The organism is Pseudactinotalea terrae, from assembly GCF_009733845.1.
Classification (GTDB): Bacteria; Actinomycetota; Actinomycetes; order Actinomycetales; family Beutenbergiaceae; genus Pseudactinotalea; species Pseudactinotalea terrae.
The window spans coordinates 17,993-42,956 of record NZ_WNXZ01000006.1; the positions used below are offsets into that span (position 1 = coordinate 17,993).

Here is a 24,964-nt window from a genome sequence, read left to right on the forward strand (position 1 = left end):
AGGGTCAGCGATGGTCGTCTGCCTCGTGGCCGCCCAGGCCCTCGGCACGCGCCGTCACGATCGCCGTCGACCGGTCCCGCAGCGACAGCTTGGCGAGCACGGTCGCCACGGTGTTCCGCACCGTCTTCGGGCTCAGCGAGAGCCGGTGCGCGATCGCGGTGTTGTCGAGCCCGCGCGCGACCAGGTCCAGCACCTCGCGCTCGCGGCCGGTCAGCTGCGGGAACGGCAGCCGCGCGGCACGCTGCCCGCCCAGCACGTACGCCATCGCCCGCTCGGCCACCGTCGGTGACAGGATCATCTCGCCCTGCGCGACGGCGCGCACCGCCCGTTCGACGGCGTCGGGCGGTGACGACTTCACGAGGTAACCGCGCGCCCCGGCGCGGACAGCCGCGACGACGGCGTCATCATCCTCGCGCATCGTCACCACGAGGACCTTGAGCTCCGGCCGTGCTCGCAGCAGGTCCCGCGTGACGTCGATGCCGGAGCCGTCGCCGAGGTCGAGATCCATGAGCACGACGTCGGTCTCGTGGTTCCCGGCGAACAGGTCACGCGCCGCAGCCGCCCCGGCGGCCTGCGCCACGACCGTGACGCCCTCGAGCGAGTCGAGCAGCGCCGCCATCCCGATCCGGAAGACGGGGTGGTCGTCGACCAGCGTGACCCGCACGCCCCGGCTCCCGTTCACGCCGGCACCGCCGCCGGCGCGAGGGGCAGCCGGGCGGTCACCCGGGTGCCGCCGCCCACGGCTGGGCCGACGTCGATCGTGCCGCCCAGCTCCTCGGTGCGTTCGCGCATCGATCGGCTCCCGACGCCGTCGGTCGCGTCGGCCACCCGCCCAGACCCCTCGTCGCGGCACGTGACGAGCAGGGCGGCACCCACGCCGTCAGCGGCCGCCGCCTCCAGCGAGACGTCCACGAAGCAGCCGCGCACCCCCGAGTGCCGCGCCGCGTTCAGCACGGCCTCGGACAGGACCGCGTAGGCGGCCGCGGCCACCCGTTGGTCGAGACCGCGCAACGTCTCGGGATCCTCGAGCGGGAGCCCGCTGAGCTCGACGGCGAAGCCCGACTCGGCGTGCCGGCTCGCCAGCTCGACCAGTGCCGCGGCCAGACCGCGCTCCTCGAGCACGGGTGGTAGCAGGCTCCGGGAGAGCAGGCGCACGTCCTCGACCCGCTGTGCCACCTCCTGCTGCAGCGCCGCCAGCACCGTGTCCGCGGCACCCGGGTCGGTGCGCAGCACGTTCCGCGCACCTTGCAGCCCAAGCCGGAGCCCCGACAGCCACGGCCCGATGCCGTCGTGGAGCTCGCGTCTGATGAGCCGCCGCTCGGCGAGCCGGGCATGCGTGGCCGCATCCCGGGCCCGCACCACGTCGCGCGTCGCGCGCACCAGCCCCAGCCCGACGGCGAGCACCGGCTGCAGCGCCTCCAGCGCCTCCAGCGTGCGCCGGTCGAGCCGCTCACCTGGCGGCGCGGTCAGCGCGAGCGTCCCGAGCACCGGGCCGCTCTCCTCGCCGCCCTGGCGCACCGTGCGATGCACGGGCGCGCTCGACGGCGTGCCCCACCGCCCGCTGGCGCAGTCGCCGTCAGGCAGTGCCAGCTCGACGGACTCCAGCCGCAACGCCTCGCCGACCGCCGCGGCCAGCTGGTCCAGCAGCTCGGCGGAGTCGGCGCCCGAGAGGGAGGCCCCGATCCGCAGCGCGGCCAGGTCGGGTGAGGCTGCGTGGCCGTAGACGAGCCGGTGCACCTGTGCGCCGAGCCGCCGCCGGGCCGGCTGGACCGCGACGACCACCCCGACCGCCGCGACCACCTGGGCGAGCGCGGAGCTGCCCACGACCGCTGTCGCCGTCCACACCAGAGTGGCGTAGACCAGCGCCATCCCCAGCGTGAGCAGCCCGGCGAGCACCGCCCGGCTCACCGCCAGGTCGATCCCCCACAGCCGGTTCCGGAGCATCGTCACGAGCAGCGCGCCCGGGAACAACGCCTGGCACGCCAGGTGCGAGGCCGGCACGAGCAGAAGGATGTCGGCCCGGGTGTACGGCAGCAGCAGCAACGGCAGGAACGACAGCGCCATCACCGCGGTGCCCGCGGCCAGCAGCCCGAGCCCGGCGCGCTCGGCGATCGGTCCGCGGCTTCGGCGCCAGAGCACCGCCGCTGCCGTGCCGAGCCCGACCAGCACCACCGCGAGCAGCAGGCCGCGGTTGTCGGCCATCGGGGCGGCGAGCCGTTGCACGCTGAGGGCTACCGCCGTCAGCATGCCGACGGCGACGCCCACCCAGCTCACGGCGTCGAGCCTGGTCTCCCGGACCAGCCAGGGGACGACGAGGAACAACGACAGCGTGCCGGGCACCCATGCCGATCCGAACAGCGCGATCGCGAGCTCGGCACCGCGCGCACCCTCGTGGGTCATCGCGTAGGACGCCCAGCCACCGCCGAGAGCGGCCAGCCCGCCACCCATGGCCGCGAGCGCCACGAGCCACGCGACCGGGTGGCTGCGGCGAGACAGGATCACCGCCGCCACCGTGCCGTAGACGAGGCCGACCATCACGTCGACGACCAGGAACAGCACGTCGGGGGAGAGCGGGGTGCCGCTGGCGATCTGCAGCACGCCGCCCGCCACCGCGGGGAGCGCCGCGAGGACCGCGACCACCAGGGCGGCGCGCGGCCGACCCGGGTAGCGCGGCGGGGTGCTCATGCGCTGAACCGTAGGGCCTCGCGGGGCACGGCGGAACACCCCTGCGGCATGGACCGCAGGGGTGGACCGCAGCGGGCCGAGGCTCACCCTCAGCGTCGGTCGCCGAGCGCGAAGCCGAGCGCGGCGACCAGCACCCAGATCGGGCCGATGAACCCGGCCATGTACTGGAACGGAGACACGCCGGCGAGCACCGTCAGCGCGCCCAGCACCAGCGAGACCACGCCGAGCCACCGCGGGGCGGCGCCGTGGCGCAGGGAGGCCGCTGACAGCGCGAGCGCAGACAGACCGACGCCGACCCAGAGCCACGGGATGGTCGCGACCCAGTCGGTGTAGAAGGCTGCCGACTCGGGCACGTACATCCCCGGATCGGCCAGGCCCAGCGCGAACTGGGTGTCGAGCCCGCTGCCGAGCAGCAGGGCCGCGGCGGTGAGCAGCAGCCCACCGAGCGCGACCTGCCCGTGCAGCGCGCCTGCGGGCCCCTGCTGGTCGAGTCGGCGCTTGAGCCCGGCCCCGAACACCGGCAGCACGAGCAGCGTCAGCGCCGCCAGCACGTGGAACACCAGATAGGTCCCCTGCTTGGTGGCGGCGTCGGCGAGCATCTTGTCCGCGTCGCCGGCGGTGGCCTCCCAGTCGATGGACGCCGCCATCGAGGCCTGGATGGTCGCGGTGCCGAGCACGCCCGCCAGGACGCCGCTCCAGGCCCAGGCCCGGGAGGGGCGCCGGCTCGCGGCGGGCTCGGTAGCGACGGGGATCGGTTCGGTCAGGTGCGTGGACATGTCACTCCTCGGTGATGGCCCGCCGACGGTCGGCGGGCGGCCGAGGCCCACGATCGGCCGGGCCGTGTCCCGGGCACCAGGGCGCAGCGCCCGGTTGTCCGGGCGGTGCCGGCAGGGTCCCGAATAACACGTCTGCACGCCACACGGAACCCCCGTAGCGCCCTTTTTGGACGTCGACCCGCCGTGTTAGGAAAGATCGCATGCCGCGACGACAGCACAGACTTCTCCTCCGAACGACCGCTCTCGTGGGTGCAGGCGCATTGCTGCTGGCCGGTACCTCGGCCGCCTCGGCCGCCTCGCAGCAGACCGAGCCGCAGCCACCGGCGCAGGTCGAGGCGCCGGTGCCGGAGATCGCGTGGCAGGACTGCGAGGGCGAGGGCCTCGCCGCCTTCGACTGCGCCAGCGTCGAGGTCCCCACCGACTACGACGAGCCCAACGGCGAGACCACCACGATCGCGATGACGCGACTGCCGGCCACCGACCCCGACCAGCGGATCGGCAGCCTCTTCGTCAACTTCGGCGGCCCCGGCGGCCCAGGGGTGGCCAACATGCACACGCTGGGCGGACCCTTCCTGGACCCGCAGGTGCACGCGCAGTTCGACGTCATCGGCGTCGACCCCCGCGGAGTTGGGCTCTCCGACCCGGTCACCTGCTTCCCCGACCAGGCGAGCGAGAACGCATTCGCCGCCGACAGGCCCGTCTTCCCGATGAACCTGAGCGAGCAGGTCGAGACCCATGCCGTCTTCGCCTCCATCGCCGCGGGTTGCGAGATGCTGTCGGGCGACCGCATCGAGCACGCGTCCACCGCGAACGTCGCCCGTGACATGGATCTGCTCCGGCAGGCGGTCGGTGACGAGCAGCTGAGCTACCTCGGCTACTCCTACGGCAGCATCCTCGGCGCCACCTACGCGGCGCTGTTCCCCGAGCGGATCCGTGCGCTCGCGATCGACGGCACGCTCGACCCCGCGAGCTGGTCCGGCGGCGACGGCTCGATCGGGTACCGCATCGGGCAGGGCGAGGCAGCGGCCGAGGTCTTCGAGCAGTTCCTCGCGGCGTGCGCCGAGGCAGGCCCGGACTCCTGTGCGCTCGCAGCTGCCGGTGACCCGGCGGAGGTGGTCGAGCAGGTGTTCACCCGGCTCAAGGAGCAGCCCGTTCAGATCCCGCTACCCGACGGCACCACGGCCGAGCTCGGTTACGACGAGATGGTCGCGACGTCGTTCAGCGCCCTCTACTCGCCACTCGCGTGGGGCGACCTCGCGGCCGCGTTCGCTGAGCTCGCGGCTCCGGCGCAGCAGATGAGCACGCAGCGCAGCGGTTCCGATGTCGACTCGATCGGTGATCTCCTGCGGCACCTCGGGCTCATCGAGGACTACTCAGGCATCGGTGCCGCGCTCGCCAGCATGTGCGTGGACGGCGAGCACCCGCTCACACCGTGGGAGTACCAGGCACAGGCCGACGTCGCGGATGCCGAGGCACCGCACTTCGGTCGCTACCGCTCCTGGGTGGGTCTGCAGTGCGAGTTCGTCGACTTCACCGACGACGACGCCTACCTGGGTCCGTGGGACCAGAGCACCGAGGCACCCGTGATGGTGATCGGCACCCGGCACGACCCCGCGACCCCGTACGACCAGACCCAGCCGTACGCGGACAGGTTCACCAACGCCAGCGTGCTCACGGTCGAGGGCTACGGACACACCACGCTGGGCATCAGCAGCTGCGCCAACAGCGCTATCGCCACCTACCTCGTGGAGCTGGAGGCGGTCGACGGCGCGACCTGCGAGCAGGACATCGCTCCGTTCGAGCCGCTGCCAGAGAGTGACATCGAGGCGAGCCCGCTGCTGCTCGCACCGCACCCCGGGTGGCCCGGGATCTGATCGGCCGGACGTGGCCTGGCCTCACACGATGCCGAGCCTCTGAAACGCGGTGCGGAACATCGTGATGCCCTCGAGGCCGGGGAGGCGCTGCAGCCGCTTGTCGAGCTTGTCCAGCTCGTCGCCGTGACCGCCGAACAGGTGACCCATCACGTGCTGGACCTCGGGCTCGTCCATGATCCCCGAGCCCACGGGCTTCCAGACCTTCTCGAGGATCGTGCGGACCAGGCGTTGCGCCCGCGTGGACGCCTCCAGGCGGTCCCGCGCCTGCGTGGTGTAGAAGGCGACGTGCCGGGTCTCCTGCTGCGCGATCCGCTGCAGCAGCGGCGACAGCGCAGGATGGTCGTGCATCTGGGCCAGCCGGCGATAGGCAGCGACGGCGGACAGCTCGTTCGCCGCGCCCCAGGTCATGTGGACCGCCACGAAGTCGCTGCCGATCAGGTTGGCCAGCGCCGACTGCTTCACGGTGCTGAGCGCCAGCCGCCACCCCAGCTTGACCCGCTTGGCCTTCAGCTCGTCGTAGTCGACGACGATCCCGTGCCGTGCCAGCACGGCTGACAATGCCTCGCCGTGCCAGAACTCCTCCCGGTTCCACATCGTCATGAAGCCCGCGGCATCCTCCTCTCGGTGCGAGGGGGTCACGAGCATCTCTCGCAGGAAGCAGGACGTGTGGTACTCGACATCGCACATGTAGCGCAGCGTGCGGAGCGTCTGCATGTCCAGCGGTCGCTCGTCGAAGGCGTCGAAGTCGAGGTCGTGCCACGTCACGGCCTCCGAGGTCTCGGCGAAGGTGTCGAGGTCAAACGGCATGGCTGCTCCTGGAGGGCGCGGGGCGACGGCGGCGACGAGCCCGCCGGACGAGGTCGAGCGCCGGGGTTGGCCGGCCGGGCAGACGATCGGCGAGGACGCGGTCGGAGGCCTCGAGGTCGGCGACCGCCGCCGTCGTGTCGAAGATGGAACCGAGCGCCTGCACCTCGGCGGCATCGGCGACGCCGACGGCCCGCAGCGGTGCCCAGGGCCGAGCCAGCATCACCTGCGCGCTGAGGCGCTCCGCCGTCGACCTCTCGATCCTCGCGACCGCCTCGCCGCGGAAGTAGTCCACGAAGTCGGTGCGACGGCGAACGATCTCACCGACGACGTCGCTTCCCTCGCCCTCCAGCCTGGCTCGCAGGGCATCGAGGCCTGCGAGCAGCGCGCCCTCCTGGATCGCCATCCGGGCCATGTGGCCTGCGGTCAGCGGCTCGCCGAGCGCGCTGCCGACGAGCGGTGAGACGAGCGGGAGGACCTTGTCGAGGTAGCTGCTGCGTACGCGGGCCGTGAGCGGTCGCCGGCCGGTCGCCTGCCGAGGCCACCCGGAGGCGGTGAGCAGGTCACGCTCGGCGCGTGCGAGCCAGTACCGCTCGTAGGCCCAGGTGGCGAGGAACGCGGTGATGCGGGTCTCGTTGCCGGTCCAGGAGATCAGCAGCGCACGCATCTCACCGAGGGCGGCCACCTCCAGGCGCCACAGGAACGCGAGATCGCGGGCGTCGCGCCCGCTCATCTCGAGACCCGACTCGCCCACCGCGATGCGGCCGCGGGCGTTCTTCACGTACTTGTCGACGTCGAAGTCCGTGAGCACGACCGGGCTGGTCGTCTCGTTCAGGTGGAGGCGCCCGTCGGGACCGTAGCCGGGCGGGAGGTCGCGCATCGACTCACCTCCGGCAGGAGCCGGACGCGCTCCGGAGGCACCCGTGGTGCTCCGCTCACCCATGAGCCACATCGTAGGGACTGGGACCGACGGCCCGGAACCCGATTCTCCTCCCGACGGCGACATCGCGCCTTCGCCCATTCTTCCCATGACACCCTTTCGACCCACCTGCGACCCATGTTCGACCCTTGTTCGTGGCCGCAGGCGACCTGGATGGGTGTCAGCGCGGCGGCTGTGCGAGGACCGCCCCGATCTGAGCGATGAACTCGTCTGCCATCGCCGTCTTGCGGGCGAGGTCGGCGCGCCGTCGCTCGGCGTCGGACAGGTACTGCTGGAGCCGGTCGCGCGAGCCCGGCTCGCCGGCAGCGGCATCGTCGGAGGCGCGGAGCACCTCGGCCATCTCCTCGAGCGTGTAGCCCAGCGGCTTCATGCGCCGGACCAGCAGCAGGCGCTGGACGTCGGCTTCGGTGTAGAGCCGGAACCCGCCCTCGGTCCGGCCCGAGGGGGTGACCAGGCCCACGGTGTCGTAGTGCCGCAGCGTGCGCAGCGAGAGCGCGGTGCGCTCGGCGACGGCACCGATGTGCATGGTGGCTGCCGCCTGCTCCCGCTCCTGCATCCGCCGATGATCCCAGGCGTGGACGCCCGCACAAACCTCACCTAACGTCAGGGTAGGGTGTGCGACCGGGGCGAGACCCGCCCCACCCTCGTCCGGATGTGCGCAACGTGGCGTGCTGACCCAAGTCCCGGCGCTGCGGCGTCGAAACTGCCCGCAAGGATCCACGTGTCGCACCGCCCCGACAGCCCTGTCGCGCCCCGCTCCGCCTCGATCGAGGGGCCCCCCGAGGCGGACGAGTCGTTCTCGGTGCGTGCCGCGCTCCGCTCGCCGCGCCGGCTGCGGATCGAGATCCTCGGCGGCCTGGTGGTGGCGCTCGCCCTCATCCCCGAGGCCATCGCGTTCTCCATCATCGCCGGTGTCGACCCGCGGGTCGGTCTGTTCGCCTCCTTCACGATGGCGGTCACGATCGCGATCGTGGGCGGCCGGCCCGCCATGATCTCGGCGGCCACCGGTGCGGTGGCGCTCGTGGTCGCGCCCGTCGTGACCTCCCACGGTCTCGACTACCTGATCGCGACCGTGATCCTGGCGGGGGTGCTGCAGGTGCTGCTCGGCGTGCTCGGGGTGGCGAAGCTGATGCGCTTCATCCCGCGGTCGGTGATGGTCGGGTTCGTCAACGCGCTCGCGATCCTCATCTTCGTGGCGCAGCTGCCGCACCTCGTGGACGTCCCGTGGCAGGTGTACCCGTTGCTCGTGGCCGGCCTCGTCATCATGGTGCTGCTGCCGCGCTGGACCAAGGTGGTGCCCGCGCCGCTGGTGGCGATCGTGCTGCTGACCGTGCTCACGGTCGTGGCGGGCATCCGGGTGCCGACCGTGGGCGACGAGGGCGAGCTGCCCGAGTCGCTGCCGCAGCTGCTGATCCCCGACGTACCGCTGACCTTCGAGACGCTGCAGGTCGTCGCCCCCTACGCGCTCGCGATGGCGCTCGTGGGCCTGCTCGAGTCGCTGCTGACCGCGAAGCTGGTCGACGACGTCACCGACACCCACTCGAACAAGACCAGGGAGGCGTGGGGCCAGGGCGTCGCGAACCTGGTCACCGGCTTCTTCGGCGGCATGGGCGGCTGCGCGATGATCGGGCAGACGATGATCAACGTGAAGGCGTCCGGCGCGCGGACACGGATCTCGACCTTCCTGGCCGGAGCCTTCCTGCTCGCCTTGATCGTCGGGCTCGGCGATGTCGTCGCGATCATGCCGATGGCTGCCCTGGTCGCCGTGATGGTGATGGTCTCGGTGGGGACCTTCGACTGGCACTCGATCCAGCCCAGCACCCTGCGCCGGATGCCCAAGTCCGAGACGACGGTGATGGTCGCGACCGTCGCGGTGACGGTCGCGACGCACAACCTCGCCTACGGGGTCATCGTCGGCGTGCTGGTGGCGATGGTGCTGTTCGCCCGCCGCGTCGCGCACCTCACGAGCGTGACCCGCCTCGATGCCAGCGATGACGACGACGAGCGTGTCTACGCCGTCGAGGGCGAGCTGTTCTTCGCCTCTTCCAACGACCTCGTCTACCAGTTCGACTACACGGCCGACCCGAAGAAGGTCGTGATCGACATGTCGAAGGCGCACATCTGGGATGCCTCGACCGTGGCCACGCTCGATGCGATCACGCAGAAGTACGAGCGCAAGGGCAAGACCGTCACGATCGTCGGGATGAACGCCGAGAGCCAGGCGCGCCACACCCGCCTCGCCGGCAACCTGGGCACGGGGGAGTAGCGCAGACACCCCGCGGACGTTGCGGCGGCCCCGCTCAGTGCGCGGGCCGGGGTTGCCCCAGAGGGCTGGGACCACGCGACCGGGTGGCTGCGACGCGTGCTCGAGGTCGCCTGAGCGCGACGCGCCAGCCGATCAGCTAGGCAGGATGCCGCGCTCTCTGGCCACCGCCACGGCGGCTGTGCGCGACTCCACGTCCAGCTTGTCGTAGAGGTGGGCGAGATGCGTCTTGACGGTGGCGCGGGAGACAAAGAGGGCGCGGGCGATCTCGTCGTTGGTGCGGCCGGCGGCGACGAGGCGGAGCACGTCGAGCTCACGCTCGGTCGGGGCGAGCTCGGGTGCGCGGACCCGCCCGAGCAGTCTCGCCTGGATCGCGGGGCCGAGCGTGGTCTGGCCCAAGGCGGCCGCGCGCACCGCACGCACCAGCTCCTCGGTGGGAGCGTCCTTGAGCAGGTAACCGGTCGCCCCTGCCTCGATCGCGGCGAGGATGTCGGCGTCGGAGCCATAGGTGGTGATCACCAGCACCGGCGGGCCGCCCGCGCGCGCGAGCGTGCGTGCAGCGTCGGAACCGCCGAGCCTTCCTGGCCCGAACCGCAGGTCCAGAAGCACCACGTCGGCCGTGTGCATGCCACACCAGCGCAGCAGTTCCTCCGCAGTGCCCATCTCGGCCACGACCTGCATGTCGTCCTGCGCCCGGATCAGCGCGGACAGGCCGGCGCGGACCACCGGGTGGTCGTCGGCCACCACGACGTCGATCACAGCCCCTCCTCCGACTCCGCGCCGAGCGGGAGGATCACTGCCAGCGCAGTGCCTTCCCCGGGGGCGGTTTCCAGGACCAGCCTGCCGCCCAACTCGCGCACGCGGGAGCGCATCGCCGCCAGCCCGTAGCCGCCGCCCGAGGTGACGGCCGCCGCGGGATCGAAGCCACGGCCGTCATCGACCACGTCAAGCATGACCTGTGCCGTCGTGTAGGTCAGCGTCACGTCGGCACGCGAGGCAGCCGCGTGCTGCGTCACGTTCCCCAGCGCTGATTGCGTGATCCGTAGCAGCGCGGTCTCCACGGCGACGTCGAGGCCACGTGCCCCGCCGGTCACACGCACGCGCACGTCAACGCTCTCCGCGCGAGCGGCGACACGCTCGAGCGCTGCCAGCAGCGTCGACCCGTCGAGATCGCCCGGAGCGAGCGCTCGCACCACCCGGCGCGCCTCGGCCAGGTTGTCCTTCGCGGCCTCGCGTGCCTGCGTCACCAGACCGGTGGCGCGCTCGGAGTCCGGCTGGTCCTGCGCTGCCCGCAGCAGCAGCTCCACCGCTGAGAACCCCTGCGCGAGCGTGTCGTGGATCTCGCGGGCCATGCGCTCGCGCTCCACCGCCAGCACCCGCTCTCGCTCGGCGTCGGCCAGGTGCACGCGCGCCGCAGCGAGCTCGGACAAGGCCCGCTGCCGCTCCTGCGACTGCTGCACAATCGCCTCTAGCCCGACCACGAACCCGATCGCAACCAGACCACCGATCACCGGGCCGATCGCATACCCGACCGAGCCATCGCCGTCCGCCATCCGCATCAGGCCGAACCCGACCGTGGTCGCGACCGTGAGTGCCACCGCGCCGGCGCCCCAGCGCGGGCCGAGCACGTGCAGCTGCAGCAGCATGAGCGGGAACGCGATCCACAGCGCGCCAGGCGTGGCGAGCACCATCGCCGCCCACGCCAGCAGCAGCGCCAGCATCCACGCGCGCTCGGGCCACCACGCGCTGCCGCGCCCCTCGACGGGTCGCTCGTGGACCCGCACCCGCCGCCGCCCCGCGGCGTAGAGCGCCACCAGCACTGCGCCGGTCGCGAGCGTCCGCCAGCCCTGCCCGGCTCCGAACGTCAGCGCCACGGCGAGCGCGACCAGCCCGAGCAGGAGCACGTCGAGTCCACGCAGCATCGCTCTCGGAGCGTCGACCCAGCCTCGCACCCCGCCACGCTAGCCCGGACGCCGCCCGCGGCATCGGCCAAAGGAATGAAGCTGGCCTCAGCCCCCCGGCCACGCAGGACCACACCGGCGTCCGATGGCTCGAGCGCGCCGGGGAGCGAGTGTGGGGGAGTCCCGTTCTCCAGGAGGTCATCTTGTTCGTCGCCCTGCGCGATCTGCGTCACGCCCGCGGTCGTTTCGCCCTCGTCACGACCGTTGTCGTCATGGTCGCCCTGCTCGTTACGTTCCTGTCGATGCTCACCGCCGGGCTGGCCCGTGCCTCGACCTCGGCTATCACCGACCTGCCCGTCGACCATCTCGCGTTCACCACGTCCGAGGAGGGCGCCGATCCCGACGTCACCTCCTCCCGCGTCACCGAGACCGAGTGGGAGGCCTGGGCGAAGGAGCCCGGCGTGAGCGCCGCCGACCCGCTCGGCATCGTGACTACGCGCGCAACCGCCGAGACCACCACTGCTGTGACCACCTTCGGGGTGGACCCGGGCTCCGCGCTCGCGCCCGCCGGGCTGGCCGACGGCGAGGTGGTGCTGACTGCCGGCGCTGCCGATGACCTCGGGATCGATGTGGGCGGCGAGCTCATACTCGACGGCGAAGCCTTCCAGGTCAGTGCGCTCGCCGAAGAGGATCTCGAGTACTCGCATACCCCCGTGGTGTGGATGTCGCTGGCCGACTGGCAGGCGATCGGGGCCCGTGGGGTAGCCGACGACGGCTCGGTCGCCACGGTCGTGGCGCTCACCACCGACGGCTCGGTGGACCTCGCGGCCGCCGACGCCGCCATCGGGACTACCACCGTGAGCACGCACGACGCGCGCGCCGCGGTCTCCTCCTTCACGGCCGAGAACACCTCACTGACCACCATGCAGGGCTTCCTGATGGCGATCTCGGCGCTGGTGGTCGGTGCGTTCTTCACCGTGTGGACCATCGGGCGGCAGGGCGACATCGCGGTGCTCAAGGCACTTGGCGCCCCGACCGGGTACCTGCTGCTGGACGCCGTGGGACAGGCGGCGCTGCTGCTCGTGGGTGGCGTGGCCGTGGGCACCGGCATCGCGGCCGGCGCCGCGACCCTGCTCGGCGGGGCCCTCCCGGTGCTGGTCTCGCCCGCCACCACGCTCGTGCCCGCCGCCGCGCTGGTCGTGCTCGGGCTCCTGGGCGCCGGTGCCGCCGTCATGCGCATCACTCGAACCGACCCGCACGCCGCGCTGGCGTCTCGCTGAGAGAAGGAACTCCGAATGGATCTGCGACTCGATGACATCCGCCTCGTCTACCCCGACGGCGAGGGCACCTTGACCGCCGTCGACGGCGTATCGCTCCGCGTTCCTTCAGGAACGACGACGGCGCTGCTCGGTCCCTCCGGTGCCGGCAAGTCGAGCCTGCTCGCCGTGGCCGCCGGCCTCACCCGGCCCTCCGAGGGGCAGGTGCGCATCGGAGGCGAGGTGGTGCTCACCCCGACCACGAGCGACCCCGATGCCACCCGACTCCGCCTCGACCGCATCGGCCTGGTCTTCCAGCAGCCACAGCTGATCGGATCGCTGACGGCGCTCGAGCAGCTCGAGCTGCAGGCCCATCTGCGCGGCAAGCGGAGGTCCACGGTGCGGGCGCACGCGCTCGAGCTGCTCGACGCCGTCGGGCTTGGGGAACAGGCGCACAAGCGACCCGCCACGCTCTCTGGCGGACAGCGGCAGCGCGTCGCCATCGCCCGCGCCCTCGTCGGCTCGCCGGACGTGCTGCTCGTCGACGAGCCGACCTCCGCGCTCGACCAGGAACGCGGCACTCAGGTGGTCGAGCTTCTCACGCGCCTCGGTCGCGAGCTCGATGCCGCCGTCCTGCTGGTCTCCCACGACGCCGGCACCCTCGGGAGCGTCGACGACACCGCCCAGATGATCGACGGCGCGCTCAGCAACTGCCGGTCGGGCCACTAGGGTCACTTCTCGGCCCGTGACCGAGCACTGCAGCCGGAGGAAACCCTTGCTGAACTTCACCTGGCGTCGCCATGGCGACGGCCGCACCATCGCGCCCGGAGCGGTGGTCGCTCCCGACGAGCGGCTCAGCTGGCCGCGCACGATCGGGATCGGGATGCAGCACGTCGTGGCCATGTTCGGCTCGACGTTCCTCGTCCCGCTGCTGACCGGGCTCCCACCGGCCACGACGCTGTTCTTCTCCGCGATCGGCACGGTCGCTTTCCTGCTGATCACCAAGAACCGCCTGCCCAGCTACCTGGGCTCGAGCTTCGCGTTCATCGCCCCGATCGGTGCCGCGGCCGGCACCCACGGGATGTCGAGTGCGCTCGGCGGGGTGGTGGTCACCGGCGCGTTGCTGGCGATCGTCGGCCTGGTGGTGCACCTGGCCGGGTCGCGCTGGATCGACGTGGTGATGCCGCCGGTCGTCACCGGCACGATCGTCGCGCTGATCGGCTTCAACCTCGCACCCGCGGCCTGGGGAACCTGCCAGCAGGAGATCGTCGACGGCGAGATCGTCTCCATCTGCACCAACGGCGTGCGCGCCGCCCCGGTCACCGCGATCATCACGATCCTCGCCGTCGTGCTCGTCACCGTGCTGTTCCGCGGCATCCTCGGCCGGCTGTCGATCCTGGTCGGCGTCGTCATCGGCTACGTGGCCGCGACCGTGCGTGGCGAGGTCGACTTCAGCGCGGTGGGCGAGGCCGCGTGGATCGGGTTGCCGCAGTTCACCACGCCGACGTTCACGCCCGCCGTGCTCGGACTGTTCGTCCCCGTGGTTCTGGTGCTCGTGGCGGAGAACGTCGGGCACGTGAAATCGGTGGCCGCGATGACTGGTCAGAACTTCGACAAGGTGACCGGCCGCGCGCTCCTGGCCGATGGTGTCGCCACCGTGTTCGCCGGTGCCGGCGGCGGTTCCGGCACCACCACCTACGCCGAGAACATCGGCGTCATGGGGGCCACCCGCGTGTACTCGACCGCCGCCTACTGGGTCGCCGCGGCGACGGCGCTCGTGCTCTCCCTCTCACCCAAGTTCGGCGAGCTGATCGCCACCATCCCGGCGGGCGTGCTCGGCGGCGCCGCGACCGTGCTCTACGGCATGGTCGGCGTGCTGGGTGCCCGCATCTGGGTGCAGAACAAGGTGAACTTCGCCGACCCGATCAACCTGACGACGGCGGCGATCGCCCTCATCGTCGGCATCGCGAACTACACCTGGAGGCCAGGCGCGATGACGTTCGAGGGCATCGCGCTCGGCACGGTCGCCGCCATCGGCGTCTACCACCTGATGCGGGCCATCGGGCGCTGGCGTGGCACCGCGGGACAGGAGCCTGCCAGCCCGGCGAGCATCGAGGACGCGCCGACGGCGTCCTGACGGCCCGGTCAGGCAGCCAGCCGGAAGATCGGGAAGACGCGGCCCTCGGCGGTCTTCTCGTACCCGGCAAACGCGCTGGACATGCTCTTGAATCGCTCCCACATCGCGTCGCGCTCGGCTCCGGTCAGCTCCTCGACGTTCGCGCGGTGAGTCTCGACGGGATCCCCGGGAACCTCGATGTCGACCTGCTCGGTGCGGCGAAGTCCGTAGACCCAGGCGGGGTGCTTCGGTGAGCCGCCGGCGGAACCGACGATGTGCCAGGCGCCGTCGGCCTGCACGGCGGCCAGCGGGGCGATGCGGATGGTGTCGTCCTTCTTCGGGACGTGCACGAGCACCAGGCTCTTGCCGAAGGCGATGGGCTCGTTGACCTCCCCCGCGTTGGCTCGGAAGGTGTCGATGATCTGCTGGTTGAAGTCCATGCTCGCCGCAACGTCGCGGCAGGTCCCGCAGATTCCCCGCCAGAAGCGGACCGTCACGCACGTCACAGACTCCAGTCGTTGCAGTAATAACTGCAACGACGGTACGGTCGGGAGGTGACGACGACTCAGGAGCTGACGCAGGCGGAGGCCGCCTACGTGGACGAGATCGCGGAGTTCTTCGTGGGTGAGGGGCTGCCGCTCATCGCCGGCCGGGTGATCGGGTGGCTGCTGATCAGCGATCCGCCCGAGCAGACCCCGGCGCAGCTGACGGCGGCGCTGCAGGTCAGCAGGAGCTCGATCTCCTCGGCGATGCGACTGCTCACGCCGAGCGGCCTGGTGGAGCGCACCCGTCGGCGCGGCGACCGGTCCGAGTACTTCCGGATCGCCCCGGAGGGCTGGAGCCGGATGCTGATGCGTCGGTACTCGCAGACGACGGCGTTCCGCGAGGTCACCGAGCGTGGGCTCGAGCTGCTGGCCGGCGCCGAGCCCGCGCGGCGCGAGCGGCTGGAGCAGGTGACCGACCTGTACCGGTTCCTGGAGAGCGAGCTCCCCGCGTTGCTGGAGCGGTGGCGTTCGCGCCAGCAGGGCGGCCGACCGTGAGCGGCCCCGAGCCGATCGTCACGCACGAGTGGATCGACCAGCCGGAGGGTCGCCTCCAGGTCACCAGGGCCGGCAGCGGTGGCCATCCGGTGGTGCTGCTCAGCGGTGCAGGTGTCGACAACGCACATCTCAGCTGGGCGCGGCTGATCCCAGCGCTGGCCGTGGACCGGTCCGTCTATGCCGTCGACTGGCCGAAGCAGGGTGGCAGCATCCCGTGGGACGGCCTGGCGGATCACGCCCGGCTGCAGCGCGTGGTCATCACCCTGATCGATCACTACGGGCTCGAGCAGGTGGACCTGGTGGGCCTGTCGCAGGGCGCTGCGCTCGCGCTGGCCACCGCGATCGACCATCCGCAGCGAGTCCGCCGGCTGGTCGCGATGGCGCCGGCCGGGATCATCTCGTTCTCGCCCGTTGTGCACCAGCTGCTGTGGCTGACGGCGAAGCTGCCGCTGCTGAACGCGACGCTGCCATCGCTGATGTTCCGCACTCGCGCCGGGGTGGCACGGTTCGTGCGCTCCTCCTTGATCCCCGGCCCTGTCGAGGACGTCGAGGAGATCGTCGACGAGGTCGTGACCGAGCTGGCGCGCGCCGGTGGTGGCGGCTCGTCCGACTGGCAGAACGCCTCGATCGGCTTCTGGCGGATGCGGGTGGACCTGCGCCCCCGGCTGCACACGATCTCGTGCCCCACGCTGTTCATCCAGGGCACGGCGGACATCGGCGTCGCGCCGAAGCACACGCGGGCCGCTGCGGCCCAGGTCCCCGGCGCCCGGCTCGAGATGATCGAGGGGGCCGGGCACTGGGTCAACCGCCAGGAGCCCGAACGGGTGAAACGCCTGGTGCGCGACTTCTTGTCCTGAGAAGACCCTCCAGAGCTCGTCGGCTGAGATCGGTCAGTCGCTGCTTGGCGAGCTGTTCGGTGCGCGTTCAGAGCGGCGTCGAGAGCTCCAGTCGGACCGGTGCCGGGGCGCAGCAACCGCCGCCGGCCTCGCCGTCGGGGCTGTCGTAGACGCCGCTACCGCCGCAGACCCCGGTGTCGGGCAGCTCCAGCTCGACCCGGCCTGCCGCCTCGTGATCGCCGGCGAGTGCAGCCACGACGCTGCGCACCTGCTCGTAGCCGGTCAGGGCCAAGAAGGTGGGTGCCCGCCCGTATGACTTCATCCCGACCAGGTACAGATCGGGCTCCGGCTGGGCCAGGTCGGCTGCGCCGGTCGCGCGGACCGTCCCGCACGAGTGCACGTTGGGGTCGATCTCGCTCGCGAGCCGGCGCGGCGCCTGCAGGGTGGGGTCCAGGTCCAGCCGCATCTCCGACAGGAACGACAGGTCTGGGCGGAACCCGGTCGATGCCACGACGGCGTCGGCGGCTACCTGCCTGCCGTCCTCGGCCACCAGCACGGTCTGCCCGTCCTGGCCCAGCACCTGCTCGGTGCGGAACCCGGCGATGACCTGAACGGCTCCGGAGCGCACCGCCCGCTGCGTCATGCTGCCCAGGGCGCCCCGCTGCGGCAGCTCGTCGGCAGCGCCGCCGCCGAAGGTGCCCGCCGACAGCGGCCGCCGGATGGCCCACGTGATCCTGGTGCCGGGGTTGCGCGCGGCGATCTGCTCGAGCTCCAGTATCGAGTTGAAGGCCGAGTGCCCTGCGCCGACCACCACGGTGTGCTTGCCGGCGTGACGTGCGACGTCGGCGCGGTCCGCGATGCCATAGCTGATGGCGGCGGCCGCCGCGTGCTCGCCCAGCGCGGGAAGTCCGTCGGCCCCGACCGGGTTGGGTGAGCCCCACGTGCCCGAGGCGTCGATGACCGCGCGGGCGAGCAGCCGCTCCTCGGTGCCGTCCGAGCTCCGCACCAGCACGGTGAACGGCTGCTGCGCGCGGTCGGCGTCGACCAGCCGGTCCCGGCCCCGGCGCGAGAGCCCGACCACGCGAGAGCCGTACCGCACGTGCTCGCCGAGGGCCGCCGCCAGCGGTGCCAGGTACGACTCGATCCATTGCTGCCCGGTGGGGTAGCCGCGCTCCGGCGCTGCCCACCCGGTGCGTTCGAGCAGGCGCACCGAAGCAGGGTCGAGCAGCTCGGGCCACGCCGAGAACAGCCGCACGTGTCCCCACTGCGAGACGGCCGCGCCGGGCCCGTTGCCCGCTTCCAGCACCAGGGGTTGCAGGCCCCGCTCGAGCAGGTGGGCGGCGGCGGCCAGGCCCTGCGGGCCTGCTCCGATCACGGCGACGGGGAGCTCGTGCATCCGGTCCTCACATTCATGAACATCGATTTGATGGTGCGGCCATCGTGCCGCCACATATCGACATTTGTCAATGAGTGCGCCATGATGTGCTCATGACGACAGCGGTCGACCCGAGCGGCCTCGCAGCCTGCTGCTCGCCCGTGACGGCGGGGGTGATCAGCGACGACGCCGCCATCGTGTTGGCGCAGATGTTCAAGGCGCTCGGCGACCCGACCAGGGTCAAGCTGCTCTCGCTCATCGCGGCAGCGCCCGGCGGGGAGGCGTGCATCTGCGACCTCACCGAACCCGTGGGGCTCAGCCAGCCGACCGTCTCGCACCACATGCGGCTGCTCGCCGACGCGGGCTTGGTGCTGCGTGAGCAGCGCGGCCGATGGGCCTACTTCCGCCCCGCTCCCGAGACGTTGCGGGTGCTGGCGGGCTCGCTGACGCCTCTCAGCGAATGACTGGCGACCGGGTGCGTCCTCGCACCCCTTGCCACTACTAACTTATAGCGCAAGGGGGGCCTTGCGGCAAGGCCCCCTGGGTGTCGGAGAATCTCCGACCATGCCTTCGTCCCACCGCGTCGCAGCCCTGCCCTCGACCAGTCCGTTCGCCCTTCCCGACCGGCTCTCGGCCAAGGCCGACCCCAGCCTCATCGCCGCCGACGAGGACCATCTCGCCGACATCGCCACCAGCCTCGAGACCCAGATCGCCGACCTGGAGAGCCGCCTTGCCGCCGAGCGCCGCGCCCCGGGTGGTAGCGGCACCGAGGCGCTGGAGCGCGACCAGCGCATCCACGCCATGACCGCCCGGCTGCGGACCTTGCGCCGCTACGGGCTCGACCTCTGCCTCGGCCGCATCGTCACCGAGGCGGGCGAGGCCACCTACATCGGGCGCATCGGTGTCACCGACGGCGCCGGCGGCAGCCTCCTCGTCGACTGGCGCTCGCCCGCTGCCGAGCCGTTCTTCGCCGCCACGCACGCGCATCCCATGGGGCTCGCGAGCCGCCGCCGCTTCCGGTGGGCCAACGGCCGCATCGTCGACTACTGGGACGAGGCGTTCGTCCTGGAGCAGGCTGGCGATGCGCTCGCGGCCTCGCCGGCCCTCGACGACCAGTCCGCCTTCATCGCGAGCCTCGGTGCGAGCCGGTCGCCCCAGATGCGGGACGTGCTCGGCACTATCGCCGCTGATCAGGACGCGATCGTGCGGGCGCCCAGCGCCGGTGCGCTGGTCGTCGACGGCGGGCCGGGCACCGGCAAGACGGTCGTCGCCCTGCACCGCGCCGCGTACCTCACCTACACCGATCCCCGCCTCGACGGCCGTGGCGGCGGGGTGCTCGTGCTCGGCCCGCACCAGCACTACGTCAGCTACACCGCCGACGTGCTGCCCAGCCTGGGCGAGGACGATGTCCGCACCGTCACGTTGCGCGATCTCCTCCCCGAAGGGACGACGGCGGAGCCTGAGCCGGATCCCGAGGTCGCCCGCCTCAAGGGCAGCGCCGAGATGGTGGCTGCGATCGAGTCGGCCGTGCGGTTCTACGAGGATCCGCCCACCGAGCGCGTCGAGGTCGAGACCCCCTGGGGTGATGCCTGGGTGCGCGCCGACGACTGGGCCACCGCCTTCGACGCCGCTCGTGGCACGCCGCACAACGAGGCCCGCGAGCTGATCTGGGACGAGCTCGTCGAGGCCGTGGCCGACCAGCTCGAGGAGGCGGAGCCGGAGCTGCTGCGGCGCGTGCTGCAGAGCGATCGTGCGCTTTCCGACGTGCTCGGCGGCGCGTGGCCGCTGCTCCAGCCTTCCGACGTGGTGGGCGACCTCTGGTCGGTGCCCGCCTACCTCCGGATGGCCGCGCCGTGGCTCGGCCGCGACGAGGTCGCCGCGCTGCAACGGAAGCGCCCGCACAGGTGGACCGTCGCGGACCTGCCGCTGCTCGATGCCGCACGCGACCGCCTGGGTGACCCCGAGATCGAGAAGGTGACCCGCCGCCGTCGCGCCATGATCGCGCAGCAGCGAGCGGACATGGACGGCATCGTCTCCGACCTCATCGAGCACGACGACAGCGACCTGCAGGTCATGAGCATGCTCCGTGGCGGCGACCTGCGGGACGCGCTGGTGGACACCTCGCGGCTGCCGGAGCGGGAGCGGGACGCGCTCGCGGGCCCGTTCGCGCACGTGGTCCTCGACGAGGCGCAGGAGCTGACCGACGCCGAGTGGCAGATGGTGCTGCGGCGCTGCCCCTCCGGGAGCCTGACGATCGTGGGTGACCGGGCGCAGGCCCGCCACGGCTTCACGGAGTCGTGGCTGGAGCGGCTGGAGCGCGTCGGCGTCCGGAACGCGCGGATCAGCTCGCTCGGCGTCAACTACCGCACCCCGGCCGAGGTGATGGACTACGCCGAGCCGGTCATCCGCGCCGCGCTGCCGGACGCCAACGTGCCGACCTCGATCCGCCGCACCGGTCGAGGTGTCCGGGAGGGGTCGACGGCGGAGCTCACCTCGATCCTGGACGGCTGGCTCGCGGAGCACGAGGGCATCGCCTGCGTGATCGGCGCTGGCGACCTGGAGACCACCGAGCGCGTGCGGTCCCTGACGCCGACGTTGGCCAAGGGCCTCGAGTTCGACCTGGTCGTGCTCGTCGAGCCTGCCGCGCTCGGTGACGGGATCGAGGGAGCCGTGGACCGGTACGTCTCGATGACCCGCGCCACGCAGGAACTGGTGGTCCTCACGGCCTGAACAACGCTTGTGATGCGGATAGGACGTGGCATGCGCGTCCGATCCGCATCGTTAGCGTCACGCGCGCGGCGGGCAGCGGGGACACGGCGTGAGCGTGCCGGTCCAGCCGCGGTGGCGGAGGATCTCGGCGATCCACCCGGCGGTGCGGAACACCAGGCCGTAGGTGACCCGCGCCGTCGGGGCTCCGGACGTGGCGAGCTCGGCGAGGTCTCGAGCGGCGTCGTGGTCGCGAGAATCGGCGTCGGCGTGGAAGACGAGGCCGTCGAGCTCGACCACCAGCGAGTAGCGCTGGTACCGGACATCCTGATGGATCCGGGCGCCGGTGGCGTCACTCGGGTGCTGACGACTGGCGCGCGGCAGGCCGTGGGTTCGCTCGACCTCCGACCGGTAGCCGCGCTCGAGGACCGAGCACACGCCGTCGCGCCAGTCCTCCAGCATCGCGCGGATCAGTGTCCGGCCGGGCACGCGGCGCCGGCTGGTGAGCGTGTCAAGGATTCGCTCGGCCGTCGTCTGCCTGGAGTATGCGACGCGGGTCAGCTCGGAGAAGGCGCCGGCGACGTCGTGGGCACCGAGCCGTTGAGACATCACCTCGACGAGAGCGTGCTCGACTCGCATGCGCGGGGGTGCGCGGTACCAGAGCACGCGTTGCCGCAGGTGGCTCGTGCGGTGGATCACCACGCCGTCCTGCGCGCAGACCGTGCGGCCTCGGGCGATCGCGACGTGCACCTTGCCGGGTGTCGTCCCGGGCAGCGCCGACGGCCCGGTGAGTGCGGCGGGCCACGCTGCGAGCACAGCTGCCCATTCGCGCTGCCGTTGCGTGGGTGGCCCGGTGTGGTTGACGTAGACGCCGGCGCACAGGCGCCGGAGCTCGCGGCGGCGGAGCATGCGTTCGAGGTCGTGCCGCCGGGCACCCATCGCCAGCAGCTGCCGCCGGGAGACGACGCCATCCTGGCGGAGCAGCAGCTCGCACAGTGCCTGGTCGCCGGTATCGAACCGCTCGGTCATCGCGGAACCGTGGCAGATCCACAGCCCGGAGCGCCTCGCTGTCGAGGGGGTGCTGTGGACAAAGCGGCATCGGCAGCACCCTGTGGACACAGCTCAGAGTCACTGTGATGCGGATCGGACGTACTGGGTGCGTCGCATCCGCACCGCAAGCACTGCCCCGCTCGGCTACTCCTTGTCGAGCAGGTCCCGGAAGAACGTCGCTGCGTGACGGTGGGCGCTGAGCCCGTACTCAAGGGTCGCGAGCTGGTAGGTGGCGATGTCGCGCTGGTGCTCGGGGATCTCGATCTCCGCGAGTCGATCGGCGAGCCGTTCGAGCTCCTGCAGCTCGGCCTCGAGGCGCTGACCGATCCGCCGCAGCACGGTCGCGCGGTCGTCGGCGGGCAGGAGTCCGAGCAAGTACAGGCGCGACAGCGCGGCCGTCTCGGCGTCCCCGGTCGGCTCGCCGGTCATCCAGCGGCGGAACGCCTCCCGGCCGGAGTCGGTCACGCGATAGACCTTGCGTCCGCGGGCGCCGTCGGTGCTGGCCACCTCGATGTGGCCGTCGGCGAGCAGGCCGTCGAGCGCGCGCTTGATGCTGCCTGAGGACACGCTGTAGAAGAGCGAGACGCCGGCCTCGAACGACTTGATCAGGTCGTAGAGGCTCTGCGGCGCGAGGAGCAGCAGGCCGAGGATCACGTGGGCCACCCCGCCAGCCTAGAGTCCTTGACGTCATAGACATGTCTAGTAGACCTATCTATGAGATAGATTGGAGTCATGGTGACCACACCGACGGCAACCACACCCGCGCGACTCGTCAAGCTGGAGCGCTCGTTGGAGCGCCTCGCTCGCAGGCGAGCCCCGCGGCTGCCGGCGCCCCAGGTGCTCGTGCAGACACCCGACTGGTCGTTCGAGTTCGGCCAGGTCGACCGGCCGTTCCACGGCGCCAGCGCGGGGAAGTTGCTCACGGCCACGCTCGTCGCGCAGCTCGTCGAGCGGGGCCGGCTGAGCTTCGATTCCCCGCTCGGCGCGCTGCTGCCGCCCGCGGACCTCGCGGCGCTCCCGGCCGCTGCGGGTGTGGAGGTCGCCACCGGTATCACCATCGACCACCTGCTCGACCAGACCTCCGGGCTACCGGACTTCTTCGAGCCACCCCGCGGGCGGGACACGGCCGCGTCCGCACACGCCATCCTCAAGCACCCGGAACGCCGGTTCACGCCGACCGACCTGCTGAACGAGGCCGGGACGTTGCCGGCGCACGGGCGGCCGGGCGAGCGGTTCGTGTACTCCGACACCAACTGGGTGCTGCTGGGACGCATTGCGGAGGAAGCGACCGGGACCGCGCTCGCGGACCTGCTGCGCACGCGGATCTTCGAGCCCGCCGGGATGGAGCGTGCCTCGACGCCCTACGACGCCACGCTGATCCCCGACGACCTGAGCGATCTCGACGTCGAGCCCTTCTGGATCGGCGGCCACGAGCTGTCGCGCGCGCACGCCGTGAGCCTCGACTGGGCGGGCGGCAACATCGTGGCGCCGCCGCACGACTGGGTGCGGTACCTGAAGGCGTTGCGCGGTGGCGTCCTTCTCGGAGCCGACACGTTCGCGCACCTGCAGCGACCGCGCCACCGGTTCCGCCGCGGTATCGCGTACGGCGCAGGCACCATGACGCTGAGGTTCGGTGAGCTCGTGCCACTGCTGATGCGCGGGCTGCCCGAGCCGGTGGGTCACCTCGGGTTCTGGGCCACCCACGTGTTCGCCTACCCGGAGCAGGGTGCGTACGTGGTGCTCAACTTTCACTCCGACCGCGCGATGCAGCAGAGCTTCAGGATCCACGTGCAGATCGCGCGACTGCTCGCGTGAGATCCGCAGGACGGCACGGCGCGGCGAAAATCCGAGGCCTGGAAGGACGCCGTCCGGCAGGATCGGCGACATGGACGACCGGACACGCCAGGCCTGGGCGGCCGCCTCGGAGAAGTACGAGCACGAAGCAGCGCAACACCTCGAGATGGCGCGCAGCTACCGACTCGAGCCCATCGAGGAGGAGGTGCTCACGGCCGAGGTGCAGCGCGCCGCCGTCGTCCACCCGATGAGTGGCCACGGCCTCGACGACCTCGCGCTCGCCAGGCTCGGCGCCGCGAGCGTGCTCGGCCTCGACTACAGCCCGGCTGCTGTGCGGTCCGCCCAAGCACGCGCCGACGCGCTCGACCTCCCGTGCCGCTACCAGGAGGTGGAGCTGCCCGGGACGGGCCTGCCCGACGCCGGCGCCGACGTCGTCTATACCGGCAAGGGCGCGCTGATCTGGGTCGCCGACCTCGCGAGCTTCCTCGCCGAGATGCGCAGGATCCTGCGGCCGGGTGGCGCGTTCTTCGTCTACGAGGCGCACCCGCTCGTACCGCTGTGGACGTGGGAGCCCGGCGAGGCGCGCGTCCGCGCGGATCGCTCCTACTTCGCGCCGGGCCACGTCAACGACACCTTCCCGGCCCGGGGTGCCTACGAGCACCAGCGCACGCTCGCGCAGATGGTGACCGACACGCTCGAGGCGGGCTTCGCCGTCGAGCATCTCCAGGAGCACCCCGAGCCGTTCTGGAAGCCCGAGGGTGAGACGGCCGGCGCATGGGACGGCCGGCTGCCCAACGCGTTCAGCATGCTCGCGCGCCGCCTACCCTGACGCGGTGGAGATCCTCACGCGGCACGTCAACGACCTGCAGGGGCCGATCGAGGCGGACGTCGCCGTGGTCATCGACGTGGTCCGCGCCTTCACGGTCGCGCCGTGGTGCCTTGCGCGCGGCGCCGAGCGGTTGCTGCTCGCGCCAGGAGCCGATGCCGCCGTGACCGCACGCGACGAGCGCTACCCGGACGCGTTGCTGCTCACCGACCGTCACGTCGACCTCCGCTTCCCGCTGCCCAACGCGCCTGGCCGGATCGCGCGCGAGGACCTGAGCGGCGCGACCGTGATCCAGGTGACGGGCAACGGGACCAGGGGAGCGCACGCCGTCAGCGCCGTGCCGGCGGTGCTGTGCGCGTCGTTCGTCACGGCTGCTGCCACGGCGCGCGCCGTGCGTGCCCTCGCCCCCACGCGGCTGCTCCTCGTCCCGACCGAGGGGGACGAGGACGTCGCCCTCGCCGACTACCTCATCGCGATGCTCGACGGCGCAGGCCAGGTCGATCCTGCGGCCTACCTCGAGCGCGTGGTGCGCTCGGACGCCGGGCGCGAATGTGCCGAGAAGGGCGCGGACCCTGCCAACCCAGGTGTGGACCCGGACGACCTGCGGCGGTGCCTCGAGATCGACGCGTTCGATCACGCGCTGCAGGCCGTGCCGCAGGAGGGCGGGCTGCTCGCTGTCGCGACGCGCTGACCCCTCCACCCGACCCGGCCCAGCCATAGGC

The 24,964-nt window shown here is 71.9% G+C and carries 24 protein-coding genes; 12 read left to right on the forward strand and 12 right to left on the reverse strand.

Translation table 11 applies throughout. The annotated features are described in order from the left end of the window. Nucleotides 1-4 precede the first annotated feature (4 nt). From GPA03_RS17160 to GPA03_RS17170, 3 genes are all read right to left on the reverse strand, one after another. The gene (locus tag GPA03_RS17160) at nt 5-682 is read right to left on the reverse strand and encodes a response regulator (RefSeq protein ID WP_241681361.1); all 678 of its coding nucleotides are present in this window, start codon (nt 680-682) and stop codon (nt 5-7) included. Then, nucleotides 679-2,685, reverse strand: coding sequence for a sensor histidine kinase (locus GPA03_RS17165; protein ID WP_156253283.1), 2,007 nt, complete (start codon nt 2,683-2,685; stop codon nt 679-681). The genes GPA03_RS17160 and GPA03_RS17165 overlap by 4 nt, the downstream gene beginning before the upstream one ends. A gap of 89 nt (nt 2,686-2,774) precedes the next feature. Then, nucleotides 2,775-3,461 (reverse strand): hypothetical protein, encoded by a 687-nt coding sequence (locus GPA03_RS17170; RefSeq protein WP_206673616.1) that lies wholly within the window; start codon nt 3,459-3,461, stop codon nt 2,775-2,777. Nucleotides 3,462-3,706: 245 nt separating this feature from the next. Between GPA03_RS17170 and GPA03_RS17175 the strand changes: the two genes are divergently transcribed. After that, nucleotides 3,707-5,335: an alpha/beta hydrolase gene (locus GPA03_RS17175; protein WP_162458407.1), complete on the forward strand. Its 1,629-nt coding sequence runs from the start codon at nt 3,707-3,709 to the stop codon at nt 5,333-5,335. A gap of 21 nt (nt 5,336-5,356) precedes the next feature. Here the strand turns inward: GPA03_RS17175 and GPA03_RS17180 are convergent, their stop codons facing one another. The 3 genes from GPA03_RS17180 to GPA03_RS17190 form a co-directional block, all read right to left on the reverse strand. Continuing rightward, nucleotides 5,357-6,142 (reverse strand): ferritin-like domain-containing protein, encoded by a 786-nt coding sequence (locus GPA03_RS17180; protein ID WP_156253285.1) that lies wholly within the window; start codon nt 6,140-6,142, stop codon nt 5,357-5,359. Beyond that, entirely contained in the window at nt 6,132-7,019 is an 888-nt protein-coding gene (locus tag GPA03_RS17185; RefSeq protein ID WP_156253286.1) for a hypothetical protein, read from the reverse strand. Before GPA03_RS17185 ends, GPA03_RS17180 begins: the two co-directional genes overlap by 11 nt. A gap of 220 nt (nt 7,020-7,239) precedes the next feature. Beyond that, nucleotides 7,240-7,635, reverse strand: coding sequence for a MerR family transcriptional regulator (locus GPA03_RS17190; protein ID WP_156253287.1), 396 nt, complete (start codon nt 7,633-7,635; stop codon nt 7,240-7,242). A 210-nt stretch (nt 7,636-7,845) separates the two neighbouring features. On the opposite strand from GPA03_RS17190, the gene GPA03_RS17195 reads away from it, so the two are divergent. Next, entirely contained in the window at nt 7,846-9,345 is a 1,500-nt protein-coding gene (locus GPA03_RS17195) for a SulP family inorganic anion transporter (RefSeq protein WP_241681377.1), read from the forward strand. A 132-nt stretch (nt 9,346-9,477) separates the two neighbouring features. Here the strand turns inward: GPA03_RS17195 and GPA03_RS17200 are convergent, their stop codons facing one another. Both GPA03_RS17200 and GPA03_RS17205 read right to left on the reverse strand, forming a co-directional pair. Continuing rightward, nucleotides 9,478-10,101 carry a response regulator gene (locus tag GPA03_RS17200; protein WP_156253289.1) on the reverse strand — a complete coding sequence of 208 codons (624 nt, stop codon included), beginning with the start codon at nt 10,099-10,101 and terminating at the stop codon, nt 9,478-9,480. Then, on the reverse strand, nt 10,098-11,294 hold the full coding sequence (locus tag GPA03_RS17205) for a sensor histidine kinase (protein WP_206673617.1): 1,197 nt from the start codon (nt 11,292-11,294) through the stop codon (nt 10,098-10,100). The genes GPA03_RS17200 and GPA03_RS17205 overlap by 4 nt, the downstream gene beginning before the upstream one ends. 221 nt (nt 11,295-11,515) lie before the next feature. Between GPA03_RS17205 and GPA03_RS17210 the strand changes: the two genes are divergently transcribed. The 3 genes from GPA03_RS17210 to GPA03_RS17220 are packed head-to-tail and all read left to right on the forward strand — an operon-like array spanning nt 11,516 to nt 14,636. Continuing rightward, complete coding sequence (locus GPA03_RS17210; RefSeq protein ID WP_241681362.1) at nt 11,516-12,523, forward strand: ABC transporter permease; 1,008 nt, start codon at nt 11,516-11,518, stop codon at nt 12,521-12,523. A 15-nt stretch (nt 12,524-12,538) separates the two neighbouring features. Continuing rightward, nucleotides 12,539-13,228: an ABC transporter ATP-binding protein gene (locus GPA03_RS17215; RefSeq protein WP_156253291.1), complete on the forward strand. Its 690-nt coding sequence runs from the start codon at nt 12,539-12,541 to the stop codon at nt 13,226-13,228. A 46-nt stretch (nt 13,229-13,274) separates the two neighbouring features. Next, nucleotides 13,275-14,636 (forward strand): uracil-xanthine permease family protein, encoded by a 1,362-nt coding sequence (locus GPA03_RS17220; RefSeq protein ID WP_156253292.1) that lies wholly within the window; start codon nt 13,275-13,277, stop codon nt 14,634-14,636. Nucleotides 14,637-14,644: 8 nt separating this feature from the next. Here GPA03_RS17220 and GPA03_RS17225 read toward each other — a convergent pair whose 3' ends face one another. Next, entirely contained in the window at nt 14,645-15,055 is a 411-nt protein-coding gene (locus GPA03_RS17225; protein WP_156253293.1) for a nitroreductase/quinone reductase family protein, read from the reverse strand. A 114-nt stretch (nt 15,056-15,169) separates the two neighbouring features. On the opposite strand from GPA03_RS17225, the gene GPA03_RS17230 reads away from it, so the two are divergent. Further along, complete coding sequence (locus tag GPA03_RS17230; protein WP_156253294.1) at nt 15,170-15,655, forward strand: GbsR/MarR family transcriptional regulator; 486 nt, start codon at nt 15,170-15,172, stop codon at nt 15,653-15,655. Beyond that, on the forward strand, nt 15,652-16,512 hold the full coding sequence (locus GPA03_RS17235) for an alpha/beta fold hydrolase (RefSeq protein ID WP_206673618.1): 861 nt from the start codon (nt 15,652-15,654) through the stop codon (nt 16,510-16,512). The genes GPA03_RS17230 and GPA03_RS17235 overlap by 4 nt, the downstream gene beginning before the upstream one ends. Before the next feature lie 67 nt (nt 16,513-16,579). Here GPA03_RS17235 and GPA03_RS17240 read toward each other — a convergent pair whose 3' ends face one another. Next, nucleotides 16,580-17,887, reverse strand: coding sequence for an NAD(P)-binding domain-containing protein (locus GPA03_RS17240; RefSeq protein ID WP_156253295.1), 1,308 nt, complete (start codon nt 17,885-17,887; stop codon nt 16,580-16,582). 92 nt (nt 17,888-17,979) lie between these two features. Between GPA03_RS17240 and GPA03_RS17245 the strand changes: the two genes are divergently transcribed. Further along, the gene (locus GPA03_RS17245) at nt 17,980-18,330 is read left to right on the forward strand and encodes an ArsR/SmtB family transcription factor (protein ID WP_156253296.1); all 351 of its coding nucleotides are present in this window, start codon (nt 17,980-17,982) and stop codon (nt 18,328-18,330) included. 100 nt (nt 18,331-18,430) lie between these two features. Next, complete coding sequence (gene helR, locus GPA03_RS17250) at nt 18,431-20,596, forward strand: RNA polymerase recycling motor ATPase HelR (protein WP_156253297.1); 2,166 nt, start codon at nt 18,431-18,433, stop codon at nt 20,594-20,596. 57 nt (nt 20,597-20,653) lie between these two features. Here helR and GPA03_RS17255 read toward each other — a convergent pair whose 3' ends face one another. Both GPA03_RS17255 and GPA03_RS17260 read right to left on the reverse strand, forming a co-directional pair. Beyond that, the gene (locus tag GPA03_RS17255) at nt 20,654-21,601 is read right to left on the reverse strand and encodes a hypothetical protein (protein WP_156253298.1); all 948 of its coding nucleotides are present in this window, start codon (nt 21,599-21,601) and stop codon (nt 20,654-20,656) included. A gap of 165 nt (nt 21,602-21,766) precedes the next feature. Next, nucleotides 21,767-22,285 carry a PadR family transcriptional regulator gene (locus tag GPA03_RS17260; protein ID WP_156253299.1) on the reverse strand — a complete coding sequence of 173 codons (519 nt, stop codon included), beginning with the start codon at nt 22,283-22,285 and terminating at the stop codon, nt 21,767-21,769. A 69-nt stretch (nt 22,286-22,354) separates the two neighbouring features. Here GPA03_RS17260 and GPA03_RS17265 point away from each other — a divergent pair, with 69 nt between their 5' ends. From GPA03_RS17265 to GPA03_RS17275, 3 genes are all read left to right on the forward strand, one after another. Next, on the forward strand, nt 22,355-23,437 hold the full coding sequence (locus tag GPA03_RS17265) for a serine hydrolase domain-containing protein (protein WP_156253300.1): 1,083 nt from the start codon (nt 22,355-22,357) through the stop codon (nt 23,435-23,437). Between the two features lie 70 nt (nt 23,438-23,507). Then, nucleotides 23,508-24,245, forward strand: a complete 738-nt coding sequence (locus GPA03_RS17270; RefSeq protein ID WP_156253301.1) for a class I SAM-dependent methyltransferase — start codon at nt 23,508-23,510, stop codon at nt 24,243-24,245. A 4-nt stretch (nt 24,246-24,249) separates the two neighbouring features. Further along, nucleotides 24,250-24,933 carry a 2-phosphosulfolactate phosphatase gene (locus GPA03_RS17275; protein ID WP_162458408.1) on the forward strand — a complete coding sequence of 228 codons (684 nt, stop codon included), beginning with the start codon at nt 24,250-24,252 and terminating at the stop codon, nt 24,931-24,933. Nucleotides 24,934-24,964: the final 31 nt, after the last annotated feature.

Bases quoted from the DNA above. Each gene is read 5' to 3' on its own strand.
- GPA03_RS17170 (WP_206673616.1), bottom strand. From the start codon at position 3,461: ATGTCCACGCACCTGACCGAACCGATCCCCGTCGCTACCGAGCCCGCC.
- GPA03_RS17245 (WP_156253296.1), top strand. From the start codon at position 17,980: ATGACGACAGCGGTCGACCCGAGCGGCCTCGCAGCCTGCTGCTCGCCC.
- GPA03_RS17215 (WP_156253291.1), top strand. From the start codon at position 12,539: ATGGATCTGCGACTCGATGACATCCGCCTCGTCTACCCCGACGGCGAG.
- GPA03_RS17240 (WP_156253295.1), bottom strand. From the start codon at position 17,887: ATGCACGAGCTCCCCGTCGCCGTGATCGGAGCAGGCCCGCAGGGCCTG.
- GPA03_RS17265 (WP_156253300.1), top strand. From the start codon at position 22,355: ATGGTGACCACACCGACGGCAACCACACCCGCGCGACTCGTCAAGCTG.
- GPA03_RS17270 (WP_156253301.1), top strand. From the start codon at position 23,508: ATGGACGACCGGACACGCCAGGCCTGGGCGGCCGCCTCGGAGAAGTAC.
- GPA03_RS17185 (WP_156253286.1), bottom strand. From the start codon at position 7,019: ATGCGCGACCTCCCGCCCGGCTACGGTCCCGACGGGCGCCTCCACCTG.
- GPA03_RS17210 (WP_241681362.1), top strand. From the start codon at position 11,516: ATGGTCGCCCTGCTCGTTACGTTCCTGTCGATGCTCACCGCCGGGCTG.
- GPA03_RS17180 (WP_156253285.1), bottom strand. From the start codon at position 6,142: ATGCCGTTTGACCTCGACACCTTCGCCGAGACCTCGGAGGCCGTGACG.
- GPA03_RS17190 (WP_156253287.1), bottom strand. From the start codon at position 7,635: ATGCAGGAGCGGGAGCAGGCGGCAGCCACCATGCACATCGGTGCCGTC.
- GPA03_RS17255 (WP_156253298.1), bottom strand. From the start codon at position 21,601: ATGACCGAGCGGTTCGATACCGGCGACCAGGCACTGTGCGAGCTGCTG.
- GPA03_RS17225 (WP_156253293.1), bottom strand. From the start codon at position 15,055: ATGGACTTCAACCAGCAGATCATCGACACCTTCCGAGCCAACGCGGGG.
- GPA03_RS17165 (WP_156253283.1), bottom strand. From the start codon at position 2,685: ATGAGCACCCCGCCGCGCTACCCGGGTCGGCCGCGCGCCGCCCTGGTG.
- helR (WP_156253297.1), top strand. From the start codon at position 18,431: ATGCCTTCGTCCCACCGCGTCGCAGCCCTGCCCTCGACCAGTCCGTTC.